At 73.9% G+C, this 19,104-nt stretch carries 16 protein-coding genes; 12 read left to right on the top strand and 4 right to left on the bottom strand.

Features of this window, described 5'->3' with window-relative positions; translation table 11 throughout:
* Positions 1–23 precede the first annotated feature (23 nt).
* Entirely contained in the window at positions 24–992 is a 969-nt protein-coding gene (locus tag KME79_RS16975; protein WP_219545243.1) for an SDR family NAD(P)-dependent oxidoreductase, read from the top strand.
* 34 nt (positions 993–1,026) lie between these two features.
* Here the strand turns inward: KME79_RS16975 and KME79_RS16970 are convergent, their stop codons facing one another.
* Positions 1,027–2,019, bottom strand: coding sequence for a LacI family DNA-binding transcriptional regulator (locus KME79_RS16970; protein WP_219545242.1), 993 nt, complete (start codon positions 2,017–2,019; stop codon positions 1,027–1,029).
* 212 nt (positions 2,020–2,231) lie between these two features.
* Between KME79_RS16970 and KME79_RS16965 the strand changes: the two genes are divergently transcribed.
* On the top strand, positions 2,232–2,405 hold the full coding sequence (locus KME79_RS16965; protein ID WP_219545241.1) for a hypothetical protein: 174 nt from the start codon (positions 2,232–2,234) through the stop codon (positions 2,403–2,405).
* A 70-nt stretch (positions 2,406–2,475) separates the two neighbouring features.
* Positions 2,476–3,522 carry an NAD(P)-dependent alcohol dehydrogenase gene (locus tag KME79_RS16960; protein WP_219545240.1) on the top strand — a complete coding sequence of 349 codons (1,047 nt, stop codon included), beginning with the start codon at positions 2,476–2,478 and terminating at the stop codon, positions 3,520–3,522.
* Positions 3,523–3,559: 37 nt separating this feature from the next.
* Here the strand turns inward: KME79_RS16960 and KME79_RS16955 are convergent, their stop codons facing one another.
* Genes KME79_RS16955 through KME79_RS16945 form a run of 3 tightly spaced genes read right to left on the bottom strand, consistent with a single transcriptional unit; the run spans position 3,560 to position 8,109 of the window.
* Positions 3,560–4,741, bottom strand: a complete 1,182-nt coding sequence (locus KME79_RS16955; protein WP_219545239.1) for a thiolase family protein — start codon at positions 4,739–4,741, stop codon at positions 3,560–3,562.
* A gap of 10 nt (positions 4,742–4,751) precedes the next feature.
* Positions 4,752–5,978 carry an FAD-dependent oxidoreductase gene (locus KME79_RS16950; RefSeq protein ID WP_219545238.1) on the bottom strand — a complete coding sequence of 409 codons (1,227 nt, stop codon included), beginning with the start codon at positions 5,976–5,978 and terminating at the stop codon, positions 4,752–4,754.
* Positions 5,971–8,109: an acetate--CoA ligase family protein gene (locus KME79_RS16945; RefSeq protein ID WP_219545237.1), complete on the bottom strand. Its 2,139-nt coding sequence runs from the start codon at positions 8,107–8,109 to the stop codon at positions 5,971–5,973. The genes KME79_RS16950 and KME79_RS16945 overlap by 8 nt, the downstream gene beginning before the upstream one ends.
* Before the next feature lie 219 nt (positions 8,110–8,328).
* Between KME79_RS16945 and KME79_RS16940 the strand changes: the two genes are divergently transcribed.
* Genes KME79_RS16940 through KME79_RS16900 form a run of 9 tightly spaced genes read left to right on the top strand, consistent with a single transcriptional unit; the run spans position 8,329 to position 19,095 of the window.
* Positions 8,329–9,900: an ABC transporter substrate-binding protein gene (locus tag KME79_RS16940; RefSeq protein WP_219545236.1), complete on the top strand. Its 1,572-nt coding sequence runs from the start codon at positions 8,329–8,331 to the stop codon at positions 9,898–9,900.
* 4 nt (positions 9,901–9,904) lie between these two features.
* Positions 9,905–10,882: an ABC transporter permease gene (locus tag KME79_RS16935; RefSeq protein WP_219545235.1), complete on the top strand. Its 978-nt coding sequence runs from the start codon at positions 9,905–9,907 to the stop codon at positions 10,880–10,882.
* Complete coding sequence (locus tag KME79_RS16930) at positions 10,879–11,715, top strand: ABC transporter permease (RefSeq protein ID WP_219545234.1); 837 nt, start codon at positions 10,879–10,881, stop codon at positions 11,713–11,715. Before KME79_RS16935 ends, KME79_RS16930 begins: the two co-directional genes overlap by 4 nt.
* Entirely contained in the window at positions 11,712–12,692 is a 981-nt protein-coding gene (locus tag KME79_RS16925; RefSeq protein ID WP_219545233.1) for an ABC transporter ATP-binding protein, read from the top strand. Before KME79_RS16930 ends, KME79_RS16925 begins: the two co-directional genes overlap by 4 nt.
* The gene (locus tag KME79_RS16920; protein ID WP_219545232.1) at positions 12,689–13,735 is read left to right on the top strand and encodes an ABC transporter ATP-binding protein; all 1,047 of its coding nucleotides are present in this window, start codon (positions 12,689–12,691) and stop codon (positions 13,733–13,735) included. The genes KME79_RS16925 and KME79_RS16920 overlap by 4 nt, the downstream gene beginning before the upstream one ends.
* The gene (locus KME79_RS16915; protein WP_219545231.1) at positions 13,732–15,195 is read left to right on the top strand and encodes an MmgE/PrpD family protein; all 1,464 of its coding nucleotides are present in this window, start codon (positions 13,732–13,734) and stop codon (positions 15,193–15,195) included. Before KME79_RS16920 ends, KME79_RS16915 begins: the two co-directional genes overlap by 4 nt.
* A complete protein-coding gene (locus KME79_RS16910) occupies positions 15,192–16,331 on the top strand; it encodes a CapA family protein (protein ID WP_219545230.1) in 1,140 nt (379 codons plus the stop codon). The genes KME79_RS16915 and KME79_RS16910 overlap by 4 nt, the downstream gene beginning before the upstream one ends.
* Entirely contained in the window at positions 16,328–17,380 is a 1,053-nt protein-coding gene (locus KME79_RS16905) for an ABC transporter substrate-binding protein (RefSeq protein ID WP_219545229.1), read from the top strand. Before KME79_RS16910 ends, KME79_RS16905 begins: the two co-directional genes overlap by 4 nt.
* Positions 17,377–19,095, top strand: coding sequence for an ABC transporter permease (locus KME79_RS16900; RefSeq protein WP_219545228.1), 1,719 nt, complete (start codon positions 17,377–17,379; stop codon positions 19,093–19,095). Before KME79_RS16905 ends, KME79_RS16900 begins: the two co-directional genes overlap by 4 nt.
* Positions 19,096–19,104 lie beyond the last annotated feature (9 nt).

Raw genomic sequence — 19,104 nt, 5'->3', positions numbered from 1 at the left:
CGCCCAGCGAGAGGACGACCTCTGTGACCACCTTCGACGACCGCGTCGCCCTCGTCACCGGCGCGGGCTCCGGAATCGGCAGGGCGATGGCCCTGGCCTTCGCCGCCGCCGGAGGCCGCGTCGTCGTCTGCGACATCGACGAGGACCGCGCCGCCCGGACGGCCGCGGAGATCCACGCCGCGAGCGGCGCCCCCTCGAATACCGGCGACCGGTCGTCCGGAAAGACCGGCGCACCGGACGCGACACCCGACAACGGGCCGAACGGCGAGGCGGTCGGCGGGGCGGTCGCCGGGCCGAACGGTGGGCCGAACGGCGGGGTCGGCGAGCCGAACGGCGGGGCGGTCGGCGGGCCGAACGGTGGAGCGGTCGGCGGGCCGAACGGTGGAGGCGGCGGTGGGGTCGCGGTGGCTGTGGCGGCGGACGTGGGTGATGAGGGGGCGGTCGCGGCGCTCGTGGAGAGCGCGATCAGCGCGTACGGGCGGATCGACGCGCTCTTCAACAATGCCGGGATCATCGACGACATGGCGCTGCCCGCCGACATCTCACCCGAGCTGTGGGACCGGGTGCTGCGGGTCAACCTGACCGGAACTTTCCTGGTGACCCGCGCGGTGCTGCCGCACATGCTGCGCGCGGGCCGCGGCGCGATCGTCAACACCGCGTCGGAGGCCGGCGTGCGCGGCGGCGCGGCGGGGGCCGCCTACACCGCGTCCAAGCACGGCGTCGTCGGCATGACCCGCAGCGTGGCCTGGGCGTACGCCAAGGACGGGATCCGCTGCAACGCCATCCTGCCCGGCGCCACCCTGACCGGCATCGCCGACGGCGCCACCTTCGACCCGACCGGCGCCGCCCGCCTGAGCCCCGTGCTCGCGCTCGGCGACCAGCTCGCCCGGCCGGAGCAGATGGCCGACGCCGCGCTCTTCCTCGCCTCGGACGCGGCCTCGTTCGTCAACGGCGCGATCGTGCCGGTGGACGGCGGCTGGTCCGCCGGCTGATCAGGCGCCCGGCGACGTCAGCTCGGCGGGGACGTCAGCTCGGCGGGGACGTCAGCTCGGCGGGGACGAGCCGCACCACGAACGGCTCCGCCCGGGCCCGCGCGGATTCGATCCGGCGCACCAGCTGCCGGACCGCCATCTCGCCGAGCCGGTCCGGCGCGCTCTCGACGTACGCGTACGGCAGCGCGAAGGTCTCGGCGAACTCCGCGGAGTAGCGCCCGACGACCGACAGGCCCTCCAGCCCGCGCGCCCGCGTGACGGAGGGCAGCGCGGCGGCGGCCGCCTCGTTGTCGAGCAGCAGCCCGGTCGCCCCGGGACGGGCGTCGAGCAGGGCGCCGAGCATCCGCTCCGCGGCGGGCCTGCGCGACTCCCCGTACACCGCGTGCAGCCGGACGCCCAGCCGGCGTGCCCGCTCCAGCGCGGCGTCGCGCAGCCGCCACACGTAGGCGCCGCCGCGCTCGACCACGTGCTCCGGCTGCGAGACCAGGATCAGCTCGCGGTGCCCGAGGCCGTGCAGACGGTCGACCATGACCCGCCCGGCCTGCTCGAAGTCCAGGTCGAACACGTCCACGCCGGAACAGTCGCCGGGCAGCCCGACCAGCGCGCCGGGCTGCGGCGCGGCCCGCAGGACCGGGAGCCGAAGGTCGTCGTGCGCGACGTTCAGCCGCACCACGCCGTCGACCATCCGCGAGTCGGTGATCCGCCGCAGCGCCCCGGCCCCGTCGGGCTCGGTGACCAGCAGGGTGTCGTAGCCGAGGTCACGGGCGGTGTCGGTGACGCCGAGGATGTACTGCGTCATCGCGGGCGCGAACTCGCCGGCGTGGAACCGGGCAAGCAGGCCGAGCACCATCGTCTGGGAGGTGGCGAGCGCGCGGGCGCCGGCGTTGGGCGTGTAGCCGAGCGCCTCGGCGGCCTCCAGCACCCGCCTGCGCGCCCCTTCGGAGATGGACCGCTTGCCGGACAGGGCGTAGGAGGCCGTGCTGCGGCTGACTCCGGCCGCGGCCGCCACGTCACCGATCGTCGCCATTCTCGTCTCCATAATCGAACCGGTTCGAAATCTCTGCCGACCCATTGACGCGCCGCGCGCGGCTACGTAATCTACGCGAAACTTCCGTCGTCCGGCGAACGATTCCCGACTTGAGATGTCAGCGCTCACACAAATAAGGACCCTTGTGCCGGCCCTCATGAGGGCCGGGTTACTCCCGGAGCTTCCACGCGAACAACTTCTGGGAGCTGACGGTGCCGGTGGAGCTGAGGAAGGGGACGAACACGGTACGGTTCGCGGCGCAGGAACTGCCGAACTTCGACGGCGAGACGTACGCGTCGGACACCTTCCCCAGGGTCCTGCTGCGCTCCCGCCACGCCCCGATCGTCGACAAGATCACCATCGCCCCGTACAGCGAACGCCGCTGACGCTTTCGATGGCATACGGGTGAGATGCCCGGCTCTGTCATGGGTACGACAGGGCCGGGAGGTGGCGTGGATGCGCGCGTTGCGGTTGCCGGCCTGGAAGTCCGAGCCCGAACTGGTGGAGGTGCCCGATCCCGTGCCGGGGCCGGGGCAGGTGGTGGTCAAGGTGGGCGGAGCCGGCGCCTGCCACTCCGACCTGCACCTGATGCGCGACTTCACGGGCGGCCTGCCCTGGGAGCCGCCCTTCACTCTCGGCCACGAGAACGCGGGCTGGGTGCACGCGGTCGGCGCGGGCGTCGCCGGCGTGGAGCCGGGACTGCCGGTGGCCGTCTACGGGCCGTGGGGCTGCGGGGTCTGCGACCGCTGCCGGCTCGGCGTCGAGAACTACTGCGAGAACCCGGCGGGCGCGCCGGTGCCCGGGGGCGGCGGCGGGCTCGGGCTCGACGGCGGCATGGCCGACCTGTTGCTCGTGCCCGACGCCCGGCTCCTGGTGCCACTGCCCGACGGGCTCGACCCGGTGGCCGCGGCCCCGCTGACCGACGCCGCGCTGACGCCGTACCACGCGGTGCGCCGGTCGTGGACGAAGCTGCCGCCGGGCAGCACGGCCGTGGTGATCGGGGTCGGCGGCCTCGGCCACATGGCGGTGCAGATACTCAAGGCGACGACGGCCGCCCGGGTGATCGCCGTCGACACCCGCGAGCAGGCCCGCGCCAGCGCGCTGCGGCACGGCGCCGACCAGGCGGTCGCGCCGGGCGAGCGGGCGGCGGCGGAGATCCGCGAGGCCACCGGCGGCCGGGGCGCGGACGTGGTCGTCGACTGCGTGGGCGCGCAGGAGACGCTGGCCCTGGCGGGCGCGGTCGCGCGGATGCTCGGTGATGTGACCATCGTCGGCATCGCCGGGGGCGCGCTGCCGGTGACGTTCGGCTCGCCACCGTACGAGGTGTCGGTGCAGTCGACGTACTGGGGCACCAGGCCGGAGCTGATCGAGGTGCTGGACCTCGCGGCCCGCGGGCTGATCACCGCGGAGGTGACCACGTTCCCGCTGGAGCGCGCCGTGGAGGCGTATCACCGGCTGGAGAACGGCGAGATCTCCGGCCGCGCCGTCATCACCCCCGCCTGAGCGTCACGGCTTCCCGCCGACCCCGCCTCGCTCGCCGTCATGAGGAGTCGCCGACCTCGACGACCACCGCGCCCGCGGTGTCCCCGGCCGCGCAGCCGGTGAACAGGCCGCGCCCGCCGCCGCGTGCGCGCAGCGCCTCGATCAGCTCGGCGATGGCGCGCGCGCCCGTCGGCCCCTGCGGGTGACCGTAGACCAGGCTCGATCCGTACGGGTTCATCCGGTCCAGCGGGAACCCGGTCTGCCGGGAGAAGTAGAGGTCGTTCACGGCGAACGGGTTGTGTGTGGTCACCACGTCGATGCCGGCGATGTCCAGACCGGCGTCGCGCAGGGCGGCGCGGGCGGCCGGGACCGGAGCCTTGGGCATCCGGGCGCGCTCTACCCGGGCGAAGGCCACGGACAGCAGCCGGGCCACGCCCTTTCCCCCGCTCAGCTCGCGCGCCACCTCGGCGCGGGCGACGACCATGCCGGCCGTGCCGTCCGCCGGATGGGTCTGGGAGCCGTACGTGATCACCCCGCCGGGGGTGACGGGCGACAGCTTGGCCAGGCCCTCGGCGGTGGTGTCGTGCACGCCGTGGTCCTCGGCGACCACGGTGACGGCGCCCTTGCGGCGCGGCACGTGCGCCTCCACCAGGAAGCGGTCGCGGAAGGCGCGGGCGGCGCGGTACTGCTCATGGCGGAGCAGGGCGACCTCGTCGATCTCCTCGCGGGTGTAGCCCTCGTCGGCGGCCACGTTCTCGCCGGTGTCCAGCATGGACTGGCCGGTGGACGGGTCGCCGCGCATCGGGTCGAGCACCCAGTGCTCGCTGACGGGGGCGCCGCCCGCGCCGGCGCCTGACGGGTAGATCATGAGCGGGCCGTTGCTGGTGCGGTCGGTGGCGACGGCCAGCATCACCTCGTGCGCGCCGCTCTCCACCTGCGTGGCGGCGGCCTGCACGACAGCGGCCGAGGTGGCGCACGCCTGCGCGATCATCGGGCCGGTGACCGCGTCCAGGCCGAGACGGGCGGCGACCGTGGGGGCGCCGTAGAACGAGGTGTGCTGCGGCACCGTCATGCCGAGGACGAGCCCGCCGACGCGGCCGGTGTCGAAGCCCGCCGCCGACAGCCCGCGGGCGGCGACGTCGACGGCGAGGTCGAGGCTGCCGAACTCGGCCAGCGGCCCCTGCCAGCGGGCGAACGGCGACGACCAGGCCAGCGGGATGGCGCTGTTCCGCAGTTTCATCGGCTTCCCCTCAGTACTTGTAGATGGTGTTGCCGGGCGCCGCCTCGCGGGGTCCGTACGGGGCGGTGTCGAGCCAGTGGCCCATGCTCGGGTCGTCGCTGGCGGCCGCGGCCTCCAGTTTGGCGCGCTCCTCCGGGCCGGGGCGCAGGTGGGCCAGCGCGGCGCCGGCGGCGTCGCAGTTGTGCTCGGCGGAGCGCCTGCGCGAGAGCGCGAACTCGGCCACCGCCGCGGCGGCGCGGGCCGGCGCTCCGGCGGCCAGCGCCAGATGGACCGCGTTCGCGGCGGCCTCGGCGTCGGGGACGCCGGAGTTCATGCCGCGCGCCCCGAACGGCGCGAACAGGTGGGCCGCCTCGCCTGTCAGCAGCACCCGGTGGTGCGGATCGGTGAAGCTCTCGGCGATCACCTGGAGGAACCGGTACGTGGACGCCCAGGTCACCCGTCCGGCGTACGGGGCGGGCATGACGGCGCTCAGCCACTCGCGCAGGCCCTCGCCCCGGCTGAGCCGTTCGGGATCGTCGTGGTCGTGCAGTTGCAGGTCCACCCGCCAGCCCCCGGCGAACGGCACCAGCAGCACGTTCCGCCCGTCGACCGCCGGGTGCGCGTAGTGGAAGATCCGCTCCACCGGCAGGGGGTTGCCGGGGTCCTCCTCGGTGTCCACGACGATGTACCAGCCGTCCGACCGGCTGCCGCGCAGCTCGATGCCGAGCGACTCGCGGACCGCCGAGCGGGCGCCGTCGGCGGCGATCACGTAGTCGGCCTGCCAGCGCGTGCCGTCGCCGGTGGTGAGGGTGACGCCGGTCTCGCCGGTGGCGGCCGCGGTCACCTCCTGGTTCCAGGCGAACTCGACGCCGGCGGCCTTGCACGCCTGCAGGAGCAGCCGCTCGGTCTCCACCTGCGGCAGGCTGGTGAAGTGCGGCAGCTTGCCGGGGGGCGGCGGGGCGTAGCTGCGGCTGAATACCTCGTCGCCGGCGTAGTAGGTGCGTTTGGTGTGCCAGAGGAGGCCTTGGGCGGCGAGGTCGTGCGCCAGGCCGGGATGGGACCGGTCGAGGATCTCCAGGGTGGCCCGGTGGACGAAGATGGCGCGGCTGCCCGGCCGCAGCCTGTCCTGCTCTCCCGCCTCCAGGACCGTGGCGGGGCGGCCGAGGGCGCGCAGCGCGAGCGCCGCGCTGAGGCCTACCGGGCCGGCTCCGACCACGATCACCGGCCGGTGGTTCCGGCCGGCCGCGCTTTCAGTCATCGGTGTCCTTTCGAGAAGACTGCCGGCCGCCCACGATGAGGGCGTCCAGGGCGACCGGGCCCTCGGGGGTCAGCCGCAGCGGGTTGATGTCGAGTTCGGCGATGTCGGTGCGGGAGGTGAGGATCGCGGCTGCGGCGAGCAGGACGTCCGCGACGGCGTCGACGTCGACAGGCGGCGCGCCCCGGTAGCCGGCGAGCAGCGGCGCCGGGAGTGACCCGGCCATCTCCTCGGCGTCGGCCCGGGAGAGCGGGGCCAGGCGGAGTATCGGGTCCGGGGCCAGCTCGACGCCTACGCCGCCGAGCGCGAGCAGCACCACCGGGCCGAACGCGGGGTCACGGAGACCGCCGACGATCAGCTCCGGGCCCGGTGGCGCCTGGCGCTCCACGAGGTACCGAGGACGGATCCTGAGCCGGGCGGCGAGCCCGTCCAGCGCGTCCAGCGCGACCCCCAGGTCGTCCTGGGTACGGACGCCGGTGCGCACCCCGCCGTGATCGGACTTGTGCGTCACGGAGGCGTCCAGGATCTTGACCACGACCGGCCCGCCCAGCTCCAGCAGCGCCCGCCCGGCCTGCTCCCGATCCGCGCAGGCACGTCCTTCGGGCACCCGGATCCCGGCCGCGGCCAGCACCGCCTTCGCCCCGTACTCATCCGGCGCCCGATCACCGGCGTCCGCCGCCTCGCCGGAGGCGCCTCCCCCTCCGCCGCCCACCGGCGAGTGGGAAGGACGGGGGCGGACATCGGCGGCGAGGGCCGCGCCGTCGGAACCCTCCGCCGTGCGGGAGAGGCGGTGCCGGGTGGTGGCGTCGGTGATGAGGGCACGGGCGGCCCGGGCCGCGCGGTCGGGAGAGCGGAAGAGGGGGACGCCGAGTGCGGACAGTTCCTGCCCGCGAGTGTCCAGGATGGGTGCGGGGCCGCCGGAGGCGTAGAGGACGGGCAACGTGTCGGGGACGGCCTTGACGGCGGCGACCGGATCGAGGGCGCCGGGTTCGTCGAGGGCGTGGATCACGAGCGCGGCCACGCCGGGGTCGGCCGCGACGGCCGCCACCACGTCGGCGAACGTCTCGGCGGGGCGGCCGGTGTCGACGGGGTTGCGCTGGTACGTCAGCGGCGGCAGCAGCTCGCCCAGGCGGCGCGTGGTGGCGTCGGCGAGCTCGGGCAGCGAGACCCCGCTGCCGCGCAGGGTGTCGGCGATGATGAGGCCCGGCCCGGCCTGCCCGGTCACCAGCCCGATGCCGGGGCGGGCGCGGGGGCGGACCCGCCGGGCGGCGAGCGCGCGCATGGCGTCGACCAGCTCGGTCGGGTCGTCGGCGACGACCGCGCCCGCCTGGGCCAGTGCGGCCCGCGTGAGGGCGTAGTCACCGGTCAGCGCCCCGGTGTGGGACCGGGCGAAGTCGCCGACATCCGCGCGGCCGACCTTGAGCGCCACGACGGGCTTGCGCGCGCTGAGCCGGTCGACGGCCTCGCAGAGCGCGCGCCCCTCGGTCACGCCCTCGACGTGCAGGCCGACCACGCGGCAGCCCTCGTCGTCGGCGAGGTGGTCGAGCACGTGGTGGAAGCCGACGTCGACGGCGTTGCCGAGGCCGACGCCGAGCCGCAGGCCGAGCCCTTCGGCCGCGGCGAGGAAGGACAGGGCGAGGTTGACGCCGCCGCTCTGCGCGACGAAGGCGGCCGGCCCCGGCCGCAGCTCGGAAACGCCGGGCAGGAAGTTCGCCGCCACTCCAGCCGAAGGGTTCATGAAGCCGGAGGTGTTGGGCCCGAGGACTCGGATGCCGTGCGCGCGGGCGATGGCCCGTACCCGCTCCTGCAGCTCAATCCCGGCGGCGCCGCTCTCGGCGAAACCGCCGGCGCAGATGACTGCGGCGCGCACGCCGGCCTGCCCGCACTCCTCCAGGGCGGCCGGCACGGCGGCGGGCGGCACGACGAGCACGGCCAGGTCGACGGACTCCGGGATGCCGGTGACGGACGGGTAGGCCCGGAGTCCGGCGATGTGCCCGCCGCGCGGGTTGACCGGATGCAGCCGCCCGGGCAGGCCGGCCAGCGATCTCATCATGGCGTCGCCCGCCTTGCCCGGCGTGGCGGAGGCCCCGACGACCGCCACGCTCGCGGGGTTGAACAGCGGCCACAGGCTCACGAGCACCTCCCTCTCACGGACACCTCAAAGTAGACATTTATTGCTTCGCTCGTCAAGTTAACTGCGCACTCAAGCGAGAGCTGTAGAAGTATACGGAAGCATGACATGAGGCATATCTATTTACGCTCGATGTGTCATGTGTTACACATAGGAAAACCTTCTGGGGCGGCCCCGATTGCCGGGGCCGCCGGCTCCTAAGCACTCTCCGTGGGGTGACCCGTGCCGAAAACACCCGTGCTGAAAAGGACGGCGGCGGCTGCCGCCGGTGCCTTGATCTTCCTGTCCGCCGCCTGCTCAGCAGGCACCCAGCCGCAGGGAGACACCCCGGCGACCGGCTCGGGCAGCGCCGCCACCGTCGTCCTGGGCGTCGAGGCGGTCCGCGGGCTGGACCCCGCCCACCTGTTCAACCTGACCCCGTCGGGTGACGCCAACCGGCTCTCGGCCATCTTCGGTGTCCTGTTCTGGTCCGACACCAGCACCGGCAAGGTCAACCCCGGGATCGGCGAGAGCCTGACGGCCGACGACGACGGCGTCGAGTGGACGATGAAGCTCCGCGAGGGCGTGACCTTCACCGACGGCACCCCGCTCGACGCCGAGGCCGTCAAGTTCAACTACGAGCGCATCGCGGACCCAGACACCAAGTCGCCGCTGGCCCCGCTGCTGGAGGGCGTCACGTTCGAGGCCGTCGGCCCGCGCACCCTGGTGATCAAGCTGAAGGAGGCCAACCACGCCTTCGACCGGGTGATCGCCACCAACCTCACCCACATCGGCTCCCCCACGGCCATCAAGAAGGACGCCGCCGCGTTCGCGCAGAACCCCGTCGGCGCCGGCCCGTTCACGCTCCAGGACTGGGTCCGCGACGACCACATGACGCTCGCGCGCAACCCCGGCTACTTCGAGCAGGGCAAGCCGCTGCTCGACACCCTCACCTTCAAGGTGATCGCCGACCCGGCACAGCGCATCAACGCCGTGGCCAGCGGACAGGCCCAGGCCGCGGTGCCCGGCTCCGACCTGTCGTTCATGGCGCGAGCCGAAGGCTCCGGGCTCAAGGCCGCCAAGGCCCCGGCGGGCGGCGGCCCCATGCTGATCTTCAACACGGCGAAGCCGCCCTTCGACGACCTCCGCGCCCGCCAGGCCGTGGTGCTGGCGCTCGACACCAAGGAGCTGGCCCAGGTCGTGGACCCGGGCTCGACGCCGCCCGACAGCCTGTACGGGACCTCGTCGCCGTTCCATCCGGGCACCGGCGTCATGCCGGAGCAGGACACGGCGCGGGCGCAGGAGCTGCTCGACGAGCTGGCCGCCGCGGGCGAGCCGCTGAAGTTCACGATCTCCATGCCGGCGAGCGGGTTCTTCCGCCGTACCAGCGAGTACCTGCAGAGCAGGCTCAGCACGCTCAAGAACCTCCAGGTGGAGATCGAGGTGCTGGACAACGCCTCGCTGGACCGCCAGGTGTTCACCAACCGCGACTTCGCGCTCTCGGCCCAGATCGTGCCGGTGGCCGACCCCGAGCCGAACCTGTACAAGCTGCTGCACAGCGGCGGCCAGACCAACTACATGGGCTACCGGAACCCGGACGTCGACGCCGCGCTCGACATGGGCCGCGGCAGCTCCGACGAGGGCGCCAGGCGCGAGGCGTACGCGGAGGTGGAGCGGCTGGTCGTGGCCGACCTGCCGGTGCTGCCCATCCGGCAGCAGGTCGCCTACACCGTGCACAGTGACAAGCTGAGCGGGCTGACCCTGCACGGCGACGGCTGCCTCCTCTACGACCGGCTCGGCCTGGCCGGGAGCTGAGCCCATGACTGCCGGCGCTCTCGCCGCGCCGCGCGTCCGGCTCGGCCGGTCCGCGCGGCGCGCCGCCCACCTCCTCGCCGTGCTCCTGCTGGTCACGCTGGCCGCGGCGGCGCTGGTCGACCTGATGCCCGGTTCGCCGTCTGCGGCGATCCTCGGCCCGACCGCCACGCCCGAGCAGCTCGCCGCGATGGACGCCGAGTACGGGTTCGACCGGCCGTTCCCGGTCCGCTACCTGGACTGGGTCGGCGGGCTGCTCACCGGCGACCTGGGCCGGTCCGTCCAGTCCGGTCAGCCGGTGCTCGGCACGATCCTGGAGCGGCTGCCGGTGACGCTGGAGATCGCCCTGCTCGCGGTGGGGATCTCCCTGCTGGTCGCGGTGCCGCTGGGCGTCTACAGCGGCGCCCGGGTCGGCGGGCCGCTGGACCGGGTGGTCACGGCGGGGGCGTCGGCGCTGATGTCGATCCCGGTGTTCGTCGCCGGGGTCGTGCTCATCTACCTGCTGGCCCTGACGACGGGCTGGTTCCCGGTCTCGGGCTGGGCTCCGCTGTCGGCGGGGCTCGCCGAGAACCTGCGCTTCGCGTTCCTGCCCGCGGTCGCGCTGGCAGTCGGCGAGACGCCCACGCTGCTGCGCCTGCTGCGCGGCGACGTGGTGGCCACGCTCAGGGAGGACTTCGTGCGGACCGCCGCCACCCGCGGGCTGCCCCGCCGCTACATCCTGTTCCGCCACGTGCTGCGGCCGTCGGCGCTGCCGCTGGTGACGATGGCGGCGGTGGTGTTCGGCCGGCTGCTGGCCGGATCGGTGGTGGTGGAGAGCCTCTTCGCGCTGCCCGGCCTGGGCGGGCTCGCGCTGCAGTCCATCCCGGCCAAGGACATCCCGGTGATCCAGGGGCTGGTGGTGCTGGTCGCGATCACGTACGTGGTCGTGAACATGCTCGTCGACCTGGGCTACACGGTGCTCGACCCGAGGACGCGGGCGCGATGACGAACACTCCGACCCGGCGCGGCGGCACCGCTCTGTGGCTGGCCTCCGGCTGGCTCGGCCTGCTCGGCCTGCTGGCACTCGGCGTGGGCCTGCTGCCGCTGCCCGCGCCCGACGCCCCCGTAGGCGGGCCGAACCTGCCGCCGTTCGCTTCCTTCCCCGAGATCCTCGGCACGGACGGCATCGGCCGCTCGGTGCTGTCCCGGCTGATCCACGGGGCGCGGATCTCGCTGACCGTGAGCATCGGCGCGACGCTCCTCGCGGCCGTCCTCGGCGGGTTGCTCGGCGTGCTGGCCGCCTACCTGCGCGGCTTCGCCGAGTCGGTCATCGGCGTGGTCCTGGACGCGATCCTGGCCTTCCCTCCGCTGCTCCTGCTGCTCGCCCTCGCCGCCGTCGTGCGGCCCGGCGTCGGCACCCTGGTGGCGAGCCTGGGGCTGCTGTTCGTCCCGCCGTTCGCGCGGCTCGCCAAGGCGGCCGCGCTGGCCCGGCTGAACCGGGAGTACGTGGTGGCGGCCGAGGCGCTCGGCGCCGGGCACGGTCGCCTGCTGTTCCGCGAGCTGATGCCCGGCTGCGTGCCGCCGGTGGCCTCGTACGCGGTCGTGATGGCCGCGCTCATGATCATGGTGGAGGGCGCGTTGAGCTTCCTGGGCGTCGGCATCCCGCCGCCCGCGCCGAGCTGGGGCGCGATGATCGCCGCCGGCAAGGACTTCCTGGCCATGTCTCCCCAGCTCGTGCTGGTGCCGTGCGCGGCCATGTTCCTGACCGTCCTGTCGTTCAACACCGTCGGCGAGCACCTGCGCGCCCGGGTCGACCCGGGGGCGGGTGACGCGCGGTGAAGGGGCCGCTGCTGGTCGTGGAGGACCTGCGCTGCCACATCCCCAGCGCGCGCGGCACCGTGCGCGCCGTGGACGGCGTCTCGCTCACGCTGGCGCGCGGGCAGGTGCTCGGGCTGGTCGGCGAGTCGGGCTGCGGCAAGTCCACCCTGGTCAGGACGCTGGTCGGCGCCGCGCCCGCGCGGGCGAGCGTGTCCGGCGCCATCACCGTCTCCGGCGCCTCACTGACAGACATGCCGTACGAGGCCAGGCGCGCTTTCGTGGGACGGCACGTCGGCATGGTGTTCCAGGACCCGATGTCCGCGCTCAACCCGGTCGTGCCCGTCGGGCGGCAGATCGGCGAGGCCGTACGGCACCATCACGGCCTGTCGAGGGCCGCCGCCCGCGCCCGCGCGGCGGACCTGCTGGAGCAGGTGGGCGTCCCCGACCCGGGCCGCCGGCTGCGGCACTACCCGCACCAGTTCTCCGGCGGCCTGCGCCAGCGCATCACGATCGCCATGGCGCTGTCGTGCGACCCCGAGCTGCTGATCGCGGACGAGGCGACCACCGCGCTCGACGTGACCGTGCAGCGGCAGATCCTCGACCTGCTGACCGGCCTGGCCAGGGATCGCGGCATGGGCCTGATCATGGTCAGCCACGACCTGGGCGTGATCGCCGGGCGGGCCGACGAGACGGCGGTGATGTACGCGGGCCGGATCGTCGAGCGCGGGCCCACCCGTGAGGTGTTCGGCCGGGCCCGCCACCGTTACACCGACGCCCTGCTCGGCGCCATCCCCCGGCTGGACGCGCCCCCGCACACCCGTCTCCGGGTCATCCCGGGGGCGCCCCCTGACCTGGCCGGCACGGCCCCCGGCTGCGCCTTCGCCCCCCGCTGCCCCGCCCGCGGCGAACGCTGCGAGAGCGAGTCGCCCCCGCTCCAAGGGGAGTCCGGCGGGCACGCGCACGCCTGCTTCCACCCCGCCGAAGGTGAGACGACATGACGAGCGAACCGCCCACCCCGCTCCCCCGCCCTGAGCCGCCGCTGTTGCGGGTGGAGAACCTGGTCAAGCGGTTCCGGGTGCCCGGTGGGGTGATCGAGGCCGTTTCCCGGGTCGGATTCACGCTGGGGCGCGCGCAGACGCTCGGGCTGGTCGGCGAGTCGGGGTGCGGGAAGTCCACCACCGGGCGAGCCGTGCTCCAGCTTCCGCCGCCGGACGCGGGCAGCGTACGGTTCCGCGGCGAGGAGCTGACCGCTCTTTCGCGGCGGGACATGCGGCGGGTACGGCCCAGCCTGCAGATCGTGTGGCAGGACCCGCGCTCGGCGCTCAACCCGGGGCGGCGGGTCCGCGACCTGGTGGCGGAAGGACCGGTCATCGCGGGCCGGCCGCGCGCCGAGATCGCCGGCCGGGTGGACGCGGCGCTGGCCGAGGTGGGGCTGAACCCGGCCGAGGTCGGCGACCGACGCCCGCACGAGTTCTCAGGCGGCCAGTGCCAGCGCATCGCCATCGCCCGCGCGCTCGTGCTGGAGCCCGACCTGCTGGTGTGCGACGAGCCGGTGGCCTCGCTGGACGTCTCCGTGCAGGCGCAGGTGATCAACCTCCTGCAGGACGTGAAGGCCAGGCACGGGCTGTCGCTGCTGTTCATCTCCCACGACCTGGGCGTGGTGCGCAACGTCAGCGACCGCGTCGCGGTGATGTACCTGGGCCGGATCGTCGAGATCGGCGACGTGGACAGCGTCTACGGCGCGCCCGCGCACCCGTACACCCGCGCCCTTCTGGACGCGGTGCCCGTGCCCGACCCGCTCGCGCCTCCCCCCGGACCACCGCTCAAGGGCGAGGTCCCCTCCCCGCTGCGCCCCCCGTCCGGCTGCCGCTTCCGCACCCGCTGCCCTCTGGCCCAGCCGGTCTGCGCCGAGCAGGCCCCCGACCTGCGCCCCGTCGGCGACGACCACCAGGTGGCCTGTCACTTCTCCCTGAAGGAGTCCCCCGTCTCCCGGTCATCGGCCCCCTCCCGCACCGCGGTCCAGGACGGGGGGCCGCGGTGAAGGGGATCACCGCCGAGCTGGCGGGGTTCGCGGCCGGGGTGAGGTTCGCGGGGCTGCCGGCGGAGGTGGTGGAGCGGGTCACGTGGCATGTGCTGGACAGCGTCGGGGCCGGGATCGCCGGATCGGCGAAGCCGTGGAACGCGGTCGTGCGGCGGTACGCGCTGCGGGAGACCGGACCGGGCGCGTGCACGCTGTACGGGACGGCGGGCACGGGGCGGCCCGAGTGGGCGGCGCTGGCCAACGCCACCGCGGCGCACGGGTTCGAGATCGACGACTACGCCCTGCCTGCGCTGGCCCATCCCGGATGCGTGGTGGTGCCGGTCGCGCTGGCCGTCGGTGAGGAGACCGCGGCGCGGGGGCACGCGGTGCTGGCCGCCGCCGCGGCCGGGTTCGAGACCGTGGTGCGGTTCGGGCTGGCCACCACCCCGTCGCTCACGTCCGACCGGGGCTTCCACGTCACCAGCGTGCACGGCGTGTTCGGCGCGGCCGCCGTGGCATGCGGGCTGCGCGGGGTGGACGAGGACACGACCGCGTCCGCGTACGGGCTGGCCGCCAGTCAGGCGGGCGGCGTCACCGAGTACACCCGATCCGGCGGCGAGGTCAAGCGGTTGCACGCCGGGCTGGCCGCGATGGCCGGGATCCGGGCCGCGACCCTGGCCGCCGACGGGTTCACCGGGCCTCGGACCGCGGTGGAGGGCCCGCGCGGCCTGCTGCGCGCCTTCGTCGCGGAACCGCGCCCGGCCGCGCTGACGGCAGGGCTCGGGGAACGTTGGGAACTGCACGGCCTGGCGCTCAAGCGGTACTGCGTGTGCGCGGGCATCCAGGCGCCGCTGCGGGCGATCAGCGAGCTGCGCGCGGCGGGCCTGGAAAGTGCGGACGTGGGAGAGAGCGCCGCCGGCCTCGGAGCCGGGAACGTGGAAAAGCCCGTCGCCGGCCTCGACGCCCGGGACGTCGAGGAGATCGTGGTCGGGTTGGACGCCGCCACGCTGGCGCACGTCGGCGCCGTCGGGGCGTACCCCCGCGACATGACCGAGGCCCAGTTCAGCGCCCGCCACGCGGTCGCCATGCACCTGGTGCTCGGCGGCAACGACCCCGGCCACTACGAGTTGCTGGAGCAGGCGGGCTTCGCGCTGCCCGAGGTGTCCGCGCTGGCCGGACGCGTCCGGCTGGAGCACGACGCCGAGGCCGAGAAGTCGTTCCCGCGCAGGCTGCTGGCCCGGGTCCGGATCCGCCTGCGCGACGGCCGGGAGCTGCGCCGCCTCGCGGAGGCGCCGGGCAGCCCGGCCGCCCCGATGTCCGGCGAGGAGATCGAGGCCAAGTTCCTCGGCCTCGCCGAACCGGTGATCGGCCGCCGCGCCGCCCGTTACGTACGCGACGCCGTGCTGGCGCTCGCGGACGACGGGCCGGTCTTGGCCGTGCTGGCGCCGGCGCACGAGCGGTACTCCAGGAGGAGCGCATGAGCGACGAACTGACCCTGTACGCCGTGGGTGACGTGGGCCCGGAACGGCCGGATCCCGGCACCCTGTTCGCCCGCGTCGGCCCCACGCTGCGCGGCGGTGACCTGGCCTTCTGCCAGCTGGAGATGAACCTGACCGACCGCGGCACCCGCCTGCCGCAAGTCCGGCACACCGCTCGCGCCGCTCCTGCCACAGCAGGGTCGCTGCGCGAAGCCGGGTTCGACGTGGTGTCGTGGGCCGGCAACCACTGCATGGACTGGGGGCAGGACGGCTTCTTCGACACCATCGACGCGCTGGAGGGCGAGCACATCACCGTGCTCGGCGTCGGCGCCGACCTCGCCGAGGCGCGCGAGCCGCGGATCGTCGAGCGCGGCGGCACGCGGATCGCGTTCCTCGCCGCCTGCAGCATCCTGCCCGCCGACTACTGGGCGACCGAGCGGCGGCCCGGGTGCGCACCGATGCGCGCCCACACGGTGTACGAGCCGACCGAGCCCGACCAGCCGGGCACTCCCTGCCGGATCATCACGTACCCGCACCGGGAGGACCTGGCCGCGCTCACCGAAGGCATCGCGCGGGCGAAGGAGCGGGCCGACCTGGTGATCGTCTCGCTGCACTGGGGCATCCACTTCGTGCCCGCCGCGCTCGCCGACTACCAGCGGGACGTGGCGCACGCCGCGATCGACGCGGGGGCGGACCTCATACTCGGCCACCACGCCCACATCCTGAAGGGCGTCGAGGTCTACCGGGGCAAAGCGATCTTCTACAGCCTCGGCAACTTCGCCATGGACCTGCCGATGACGGCCGAACACGCGGCGAGCAAGGGCTTCCGCGAGCTGCTCAAGCTGCACCCGGGCTGGGAGCCCGACCTGGACAGCACATACAACTTCCCGCACGACTCGCGCAAGACCATCGCGGTGCGCTGCCGGATCTCCCGCGACGGCATCGGCGAGGTGGCGTTCCTGCCCGCCTACATCGACCGCTCGTCCCGCCCCGAGTTCCTGCCCCGCTCCGACGCCCGCTTCGGCGAGGTCGTCGCCTACCTGCGTGACGTCGGCGCGGACCAAGGACTCCGCACCGTGTTCGACCCGTCCGGCGACGCCGTGATCGTCCGTACGGACCACCCCCTGGAGGAATCATGATCTCTCGTCTGCGCCTCTCCGCCGCGGCCGCCCTGCTCCTGGCCGCCACCGCGTGCGGCGCGGGCGGCTCCGGCGGCGGGACCGGCGTCACGTCGGCCGTGCCCGCCGACGCGCCGCCCGCGCTGCGGACGCTCATCCAGGCCGCGCAGAAGGAAGGCGAGCTGGTCTGGTACAGCGTGCCGGCCGAGAACATCGCCAAGGCCGTCTCCGACGACTTCGCGAAGAAGTACGGAATCAAGGTCAAGTTCATCCGGCTGACCTCCAGCGACCTCGCCCAGCGCTTCGCCGCCGAGGCCGAGAGCGGCAAGCCGGCCGCCGACCTGTTCGTCGGCTCGTACACGCCGTTCATCCCCGAGGCGCTGTCGAAGGGCTGGACGGTGAAGCTGGCCGACGCCGGCATCCCGGACTACCCGAACGGCTACCCGGACAAGTACCTGCTGCCCGACGACGGCACCGCGGTGGTCCAGGTCCAGCCGTCCGGGATCGCGGTCAACAGCCAGGAGGCGGGCGGCGCGATCAAGGACTGGAAGGACATCCTCGACCCGAAGTGGAAGGGCAAGGTCATCCTGGTCGACCCGCGCACCTCGGCCGCGTACACGCCGTTCTGGAACCTGATCGTCAAGGAGTACGGCGAGGAGTTCCTCACCGAGCTGAAGGCGCAGGACCCGATCGTGGCGCCCGGCTCCGCGCCCGCCACGCAGCAGCTCGCCGCGGGCGAGGGCGCGATCGTGATGCCGGGCGTGCAGTCGATCGCCGACGACCTCAAGGCCAAGGGCGCGCCCGTCGAGTACGTGCAGCCCGAGGCCTCGACCGGGCCGGAGATCGTGCCCGGCCTGGCGGCGAAGGCGGTCCACCCGAACGCCGCCCGCCTGTTCGTGCACTACCTGATGAGCAAGGAGGGCAACGCCAGGCTGAACGCCATGCCCGGCTCGGGATCGCCGCTCGACCCGGCGTCGCTGCCGGCCCGCTACGCCTTCAACCGTGACCTGACCGGCACCACCTCCGAGCGGATCCACACCCTGCTCGGCCTGGGCGAGGCGGGCACGTGACCGCCCTGACCCGGGTCCGGGACCGGCTCGGCGCGCTCACCCCGTTCCAGGTCGCCGGCACGCTGCTGGCGCTGGCGCTGGGCGCGCTGGCCGTCTACCCGCTGGCCCTGGTGGTGATCCGGCCGTTCGTCACCGACGGCCGGATCGACCTGGCCCCCATCCGCGACATGCTCGCCCAGCCGGACCTGGTCACGCTGCTGTGGCACACGGCGGCGGTGGTGGGCGCGAGCGGGCTGGCAGGGCTGGTCATCGGCTCGTCCCTGGCCTGGGTGAACGAGCGCACCGACGCCCGGATGGGGCTGCTCACCGACGTGGTGCCGCTGGTGCCGTTCCTGCTGCCGCCGATCGCGGGCGCGATCGGCTGGTCGCTGCTCGGCTCGGAGCGCTCCGGCTACCTCAACCTCGCCCTGCGCCCGCTGCTCGGCATCGAGGGCACGGGACCGGTCGACGTCCATTCGTGGTACGGGATCATCTTCGTCTACACGATCTACCAGGTCCCGTACGTGTTCATGATCGTCTCGGCCGGGCTGCGCAACACCGACCCGGCGCTGGAGGAGCAGTCGCGGATGAGCGGCGCGGGGCCGCTGCGCACGCTGCGCCGCATCTCGCTGCCGGCGGTGCGGCCCAGCATGGGGGCCGCCGCGCTGCTGATGGTGTGGACGGGCTTCGGCCTGTTCTCCATCCCGGCGATCCTGGCCCCGCAGGCGGGCCTGGACATCCTTTCCGTACGGGTCGTACAGCTGCTGTCGTTCACCTACCCGCCGGAGACCGGTGTGGCGGTGGCGCTCAACCTCGTCGTCATGCTGGTCGTCACCCTGGTCTGGTACGCGCAGACCCGGATGCTGCGCAGCACCCGCACCGCCGGGATCGGCGGCAAGGGCGCCCGGCCACGCCCGATGCGGCTGGGCCGGTGGCGGACGCCGGTGCGGGCGGCGATCGTGCTGTATCTGGCGCTGACCTCGGTCCTGCCGCTCGGCGCGCTGGTGCTGGTGTCGCTGACCGGGTTCTGGAGCAACACGGTCGACTGGTCGCGGCTCAACCTGGACGCGGTGGTCCGCACGCTGACCGACACCGCCACCCAGGAGGCGCTGCTCAACAGCCTCGTGCTCGGCGTGGTCTGCGCGACCGTCGGGGTGCTGGCGGCGGCCGTGGTGTCGGTGCTGGTCCGCAGGTCGGGCCGGGGCGCCGGGATGCTGGTCGACGCCGCCATCAAGTTCCCGCCGACGCTGTCGCACCTGGTCATCGCGGTCGGTTTCGTGCTGGCGTTCAGCGGGGCGCCGTTCCACCTGGGCGGCACGCTCTGGATCCTGATGCTCGCGTACATCTCGCTGCACATGCCGCAGGCCACGACCGCGTCGGACGCGGCGATCAGCCAGGTCGCGCCCGAGCTGACCGACGCGTCCAGGATCAGCGGCGCCGGGCAGTCGCGGACCTTCCGCAGGATCACGCTGCCGCTGATGACGCCGGGCCTGCTGGCCGGGTGGGCGCTGCTGTTCGTGACCATCGCCGGTGACATCGGCGCCTCGGCGATCCTGGCCGGCACCGGCAACGAGGTGGTCGGCTTCCGCATCCTGGAGGTGTTCGCCAACGGCGACTACGCGATGCTCGGCGCCATCTCGATCATCCTGACGCTGGCCACGTCGCTGGTGGTGCTGCCGGTCACCTGGTACGCGCGCCGGCGCGGCGGCTCCCCACTCTCCCGAACTCAGCCCTGAGGTGTCCCG

Source organism: Nonomuraea harbinensis (assembly GCF_019396385.1).
Lineage (GTDB): Bacteria > Actinomycetota > Actinomycetes > Streptosporangiales > Streptosporangiaceae > Nonomuraea > Nonomuraea ferruginea.
Note: the sequence above shows the minus strand (reverse complement) of the source record. Positions and strands in the feature narration are given on the sequence as shown.

Coding starts and splice junctions, on each gene's coding strand:
- KME79_RS16920 (WP_219545232.1), top strand. CDS start 12,689: ATGACGAGCGAACCGCCCACCCCGCTCCCCCGCCCTGAGCCGCCGCTG.
- KME79_RS16970 (WP_219545242.1), bottom strand. CDS start 2,019: ATGGCGACGATCGGTGACGTGGCGGCCGCGGCCGGAGTCAGCCGCAGC.
- KME79_RS16955 (WP_219545239.1), bottom strand. CDS start 4,741: ATGAAACTGCGGAACAGCGCCATCCCGCTGGCCTGGTCGTCGCCGTTC.
- KME79_RS16960 (WP_219545240.1), top strand. CDS start 2,476: ATGCGCGCGTTGCGGTTGCCGGCCTGGAAGTCCGAGCCCGAACTGGTG.
- KME79_RS16910 (WP_219545230.1), top strand. CDS start 15,192: ATGAGCGACGAACTGACCCTGTACGCCGTGGGTGACGTGGGCCCGGAA.
- KME79_RS16930 (WP_219545234.1), top strand. CDS start 10,879: ATGACGAACACTCCGACCCGGCGCGGCGGCACCGCTCTGTGGCTGGCC.
- KME79_RS16905 (WP_219545229.1), top strand. CDS start 16,328: ATGATCTCTCGTCTGCGCCTCTCCGCCGCGGCCGCCCTGCTCCTGGCC.
- KME79_RS16950 (WP_219545238.1), bottom strand. CDS start 5,978: ATGACTGAAAGCGCGGCCGGCCGGAACCACCGGCCGGTGATCGTGGTC.
- KME79_RS16935 (WP_219545235.1), top strand. CDS start 9,905: ATGACTGCCGGCGCTCTCGCCGCGCCGCGCGTCCGGCTCGGCCGGTCC.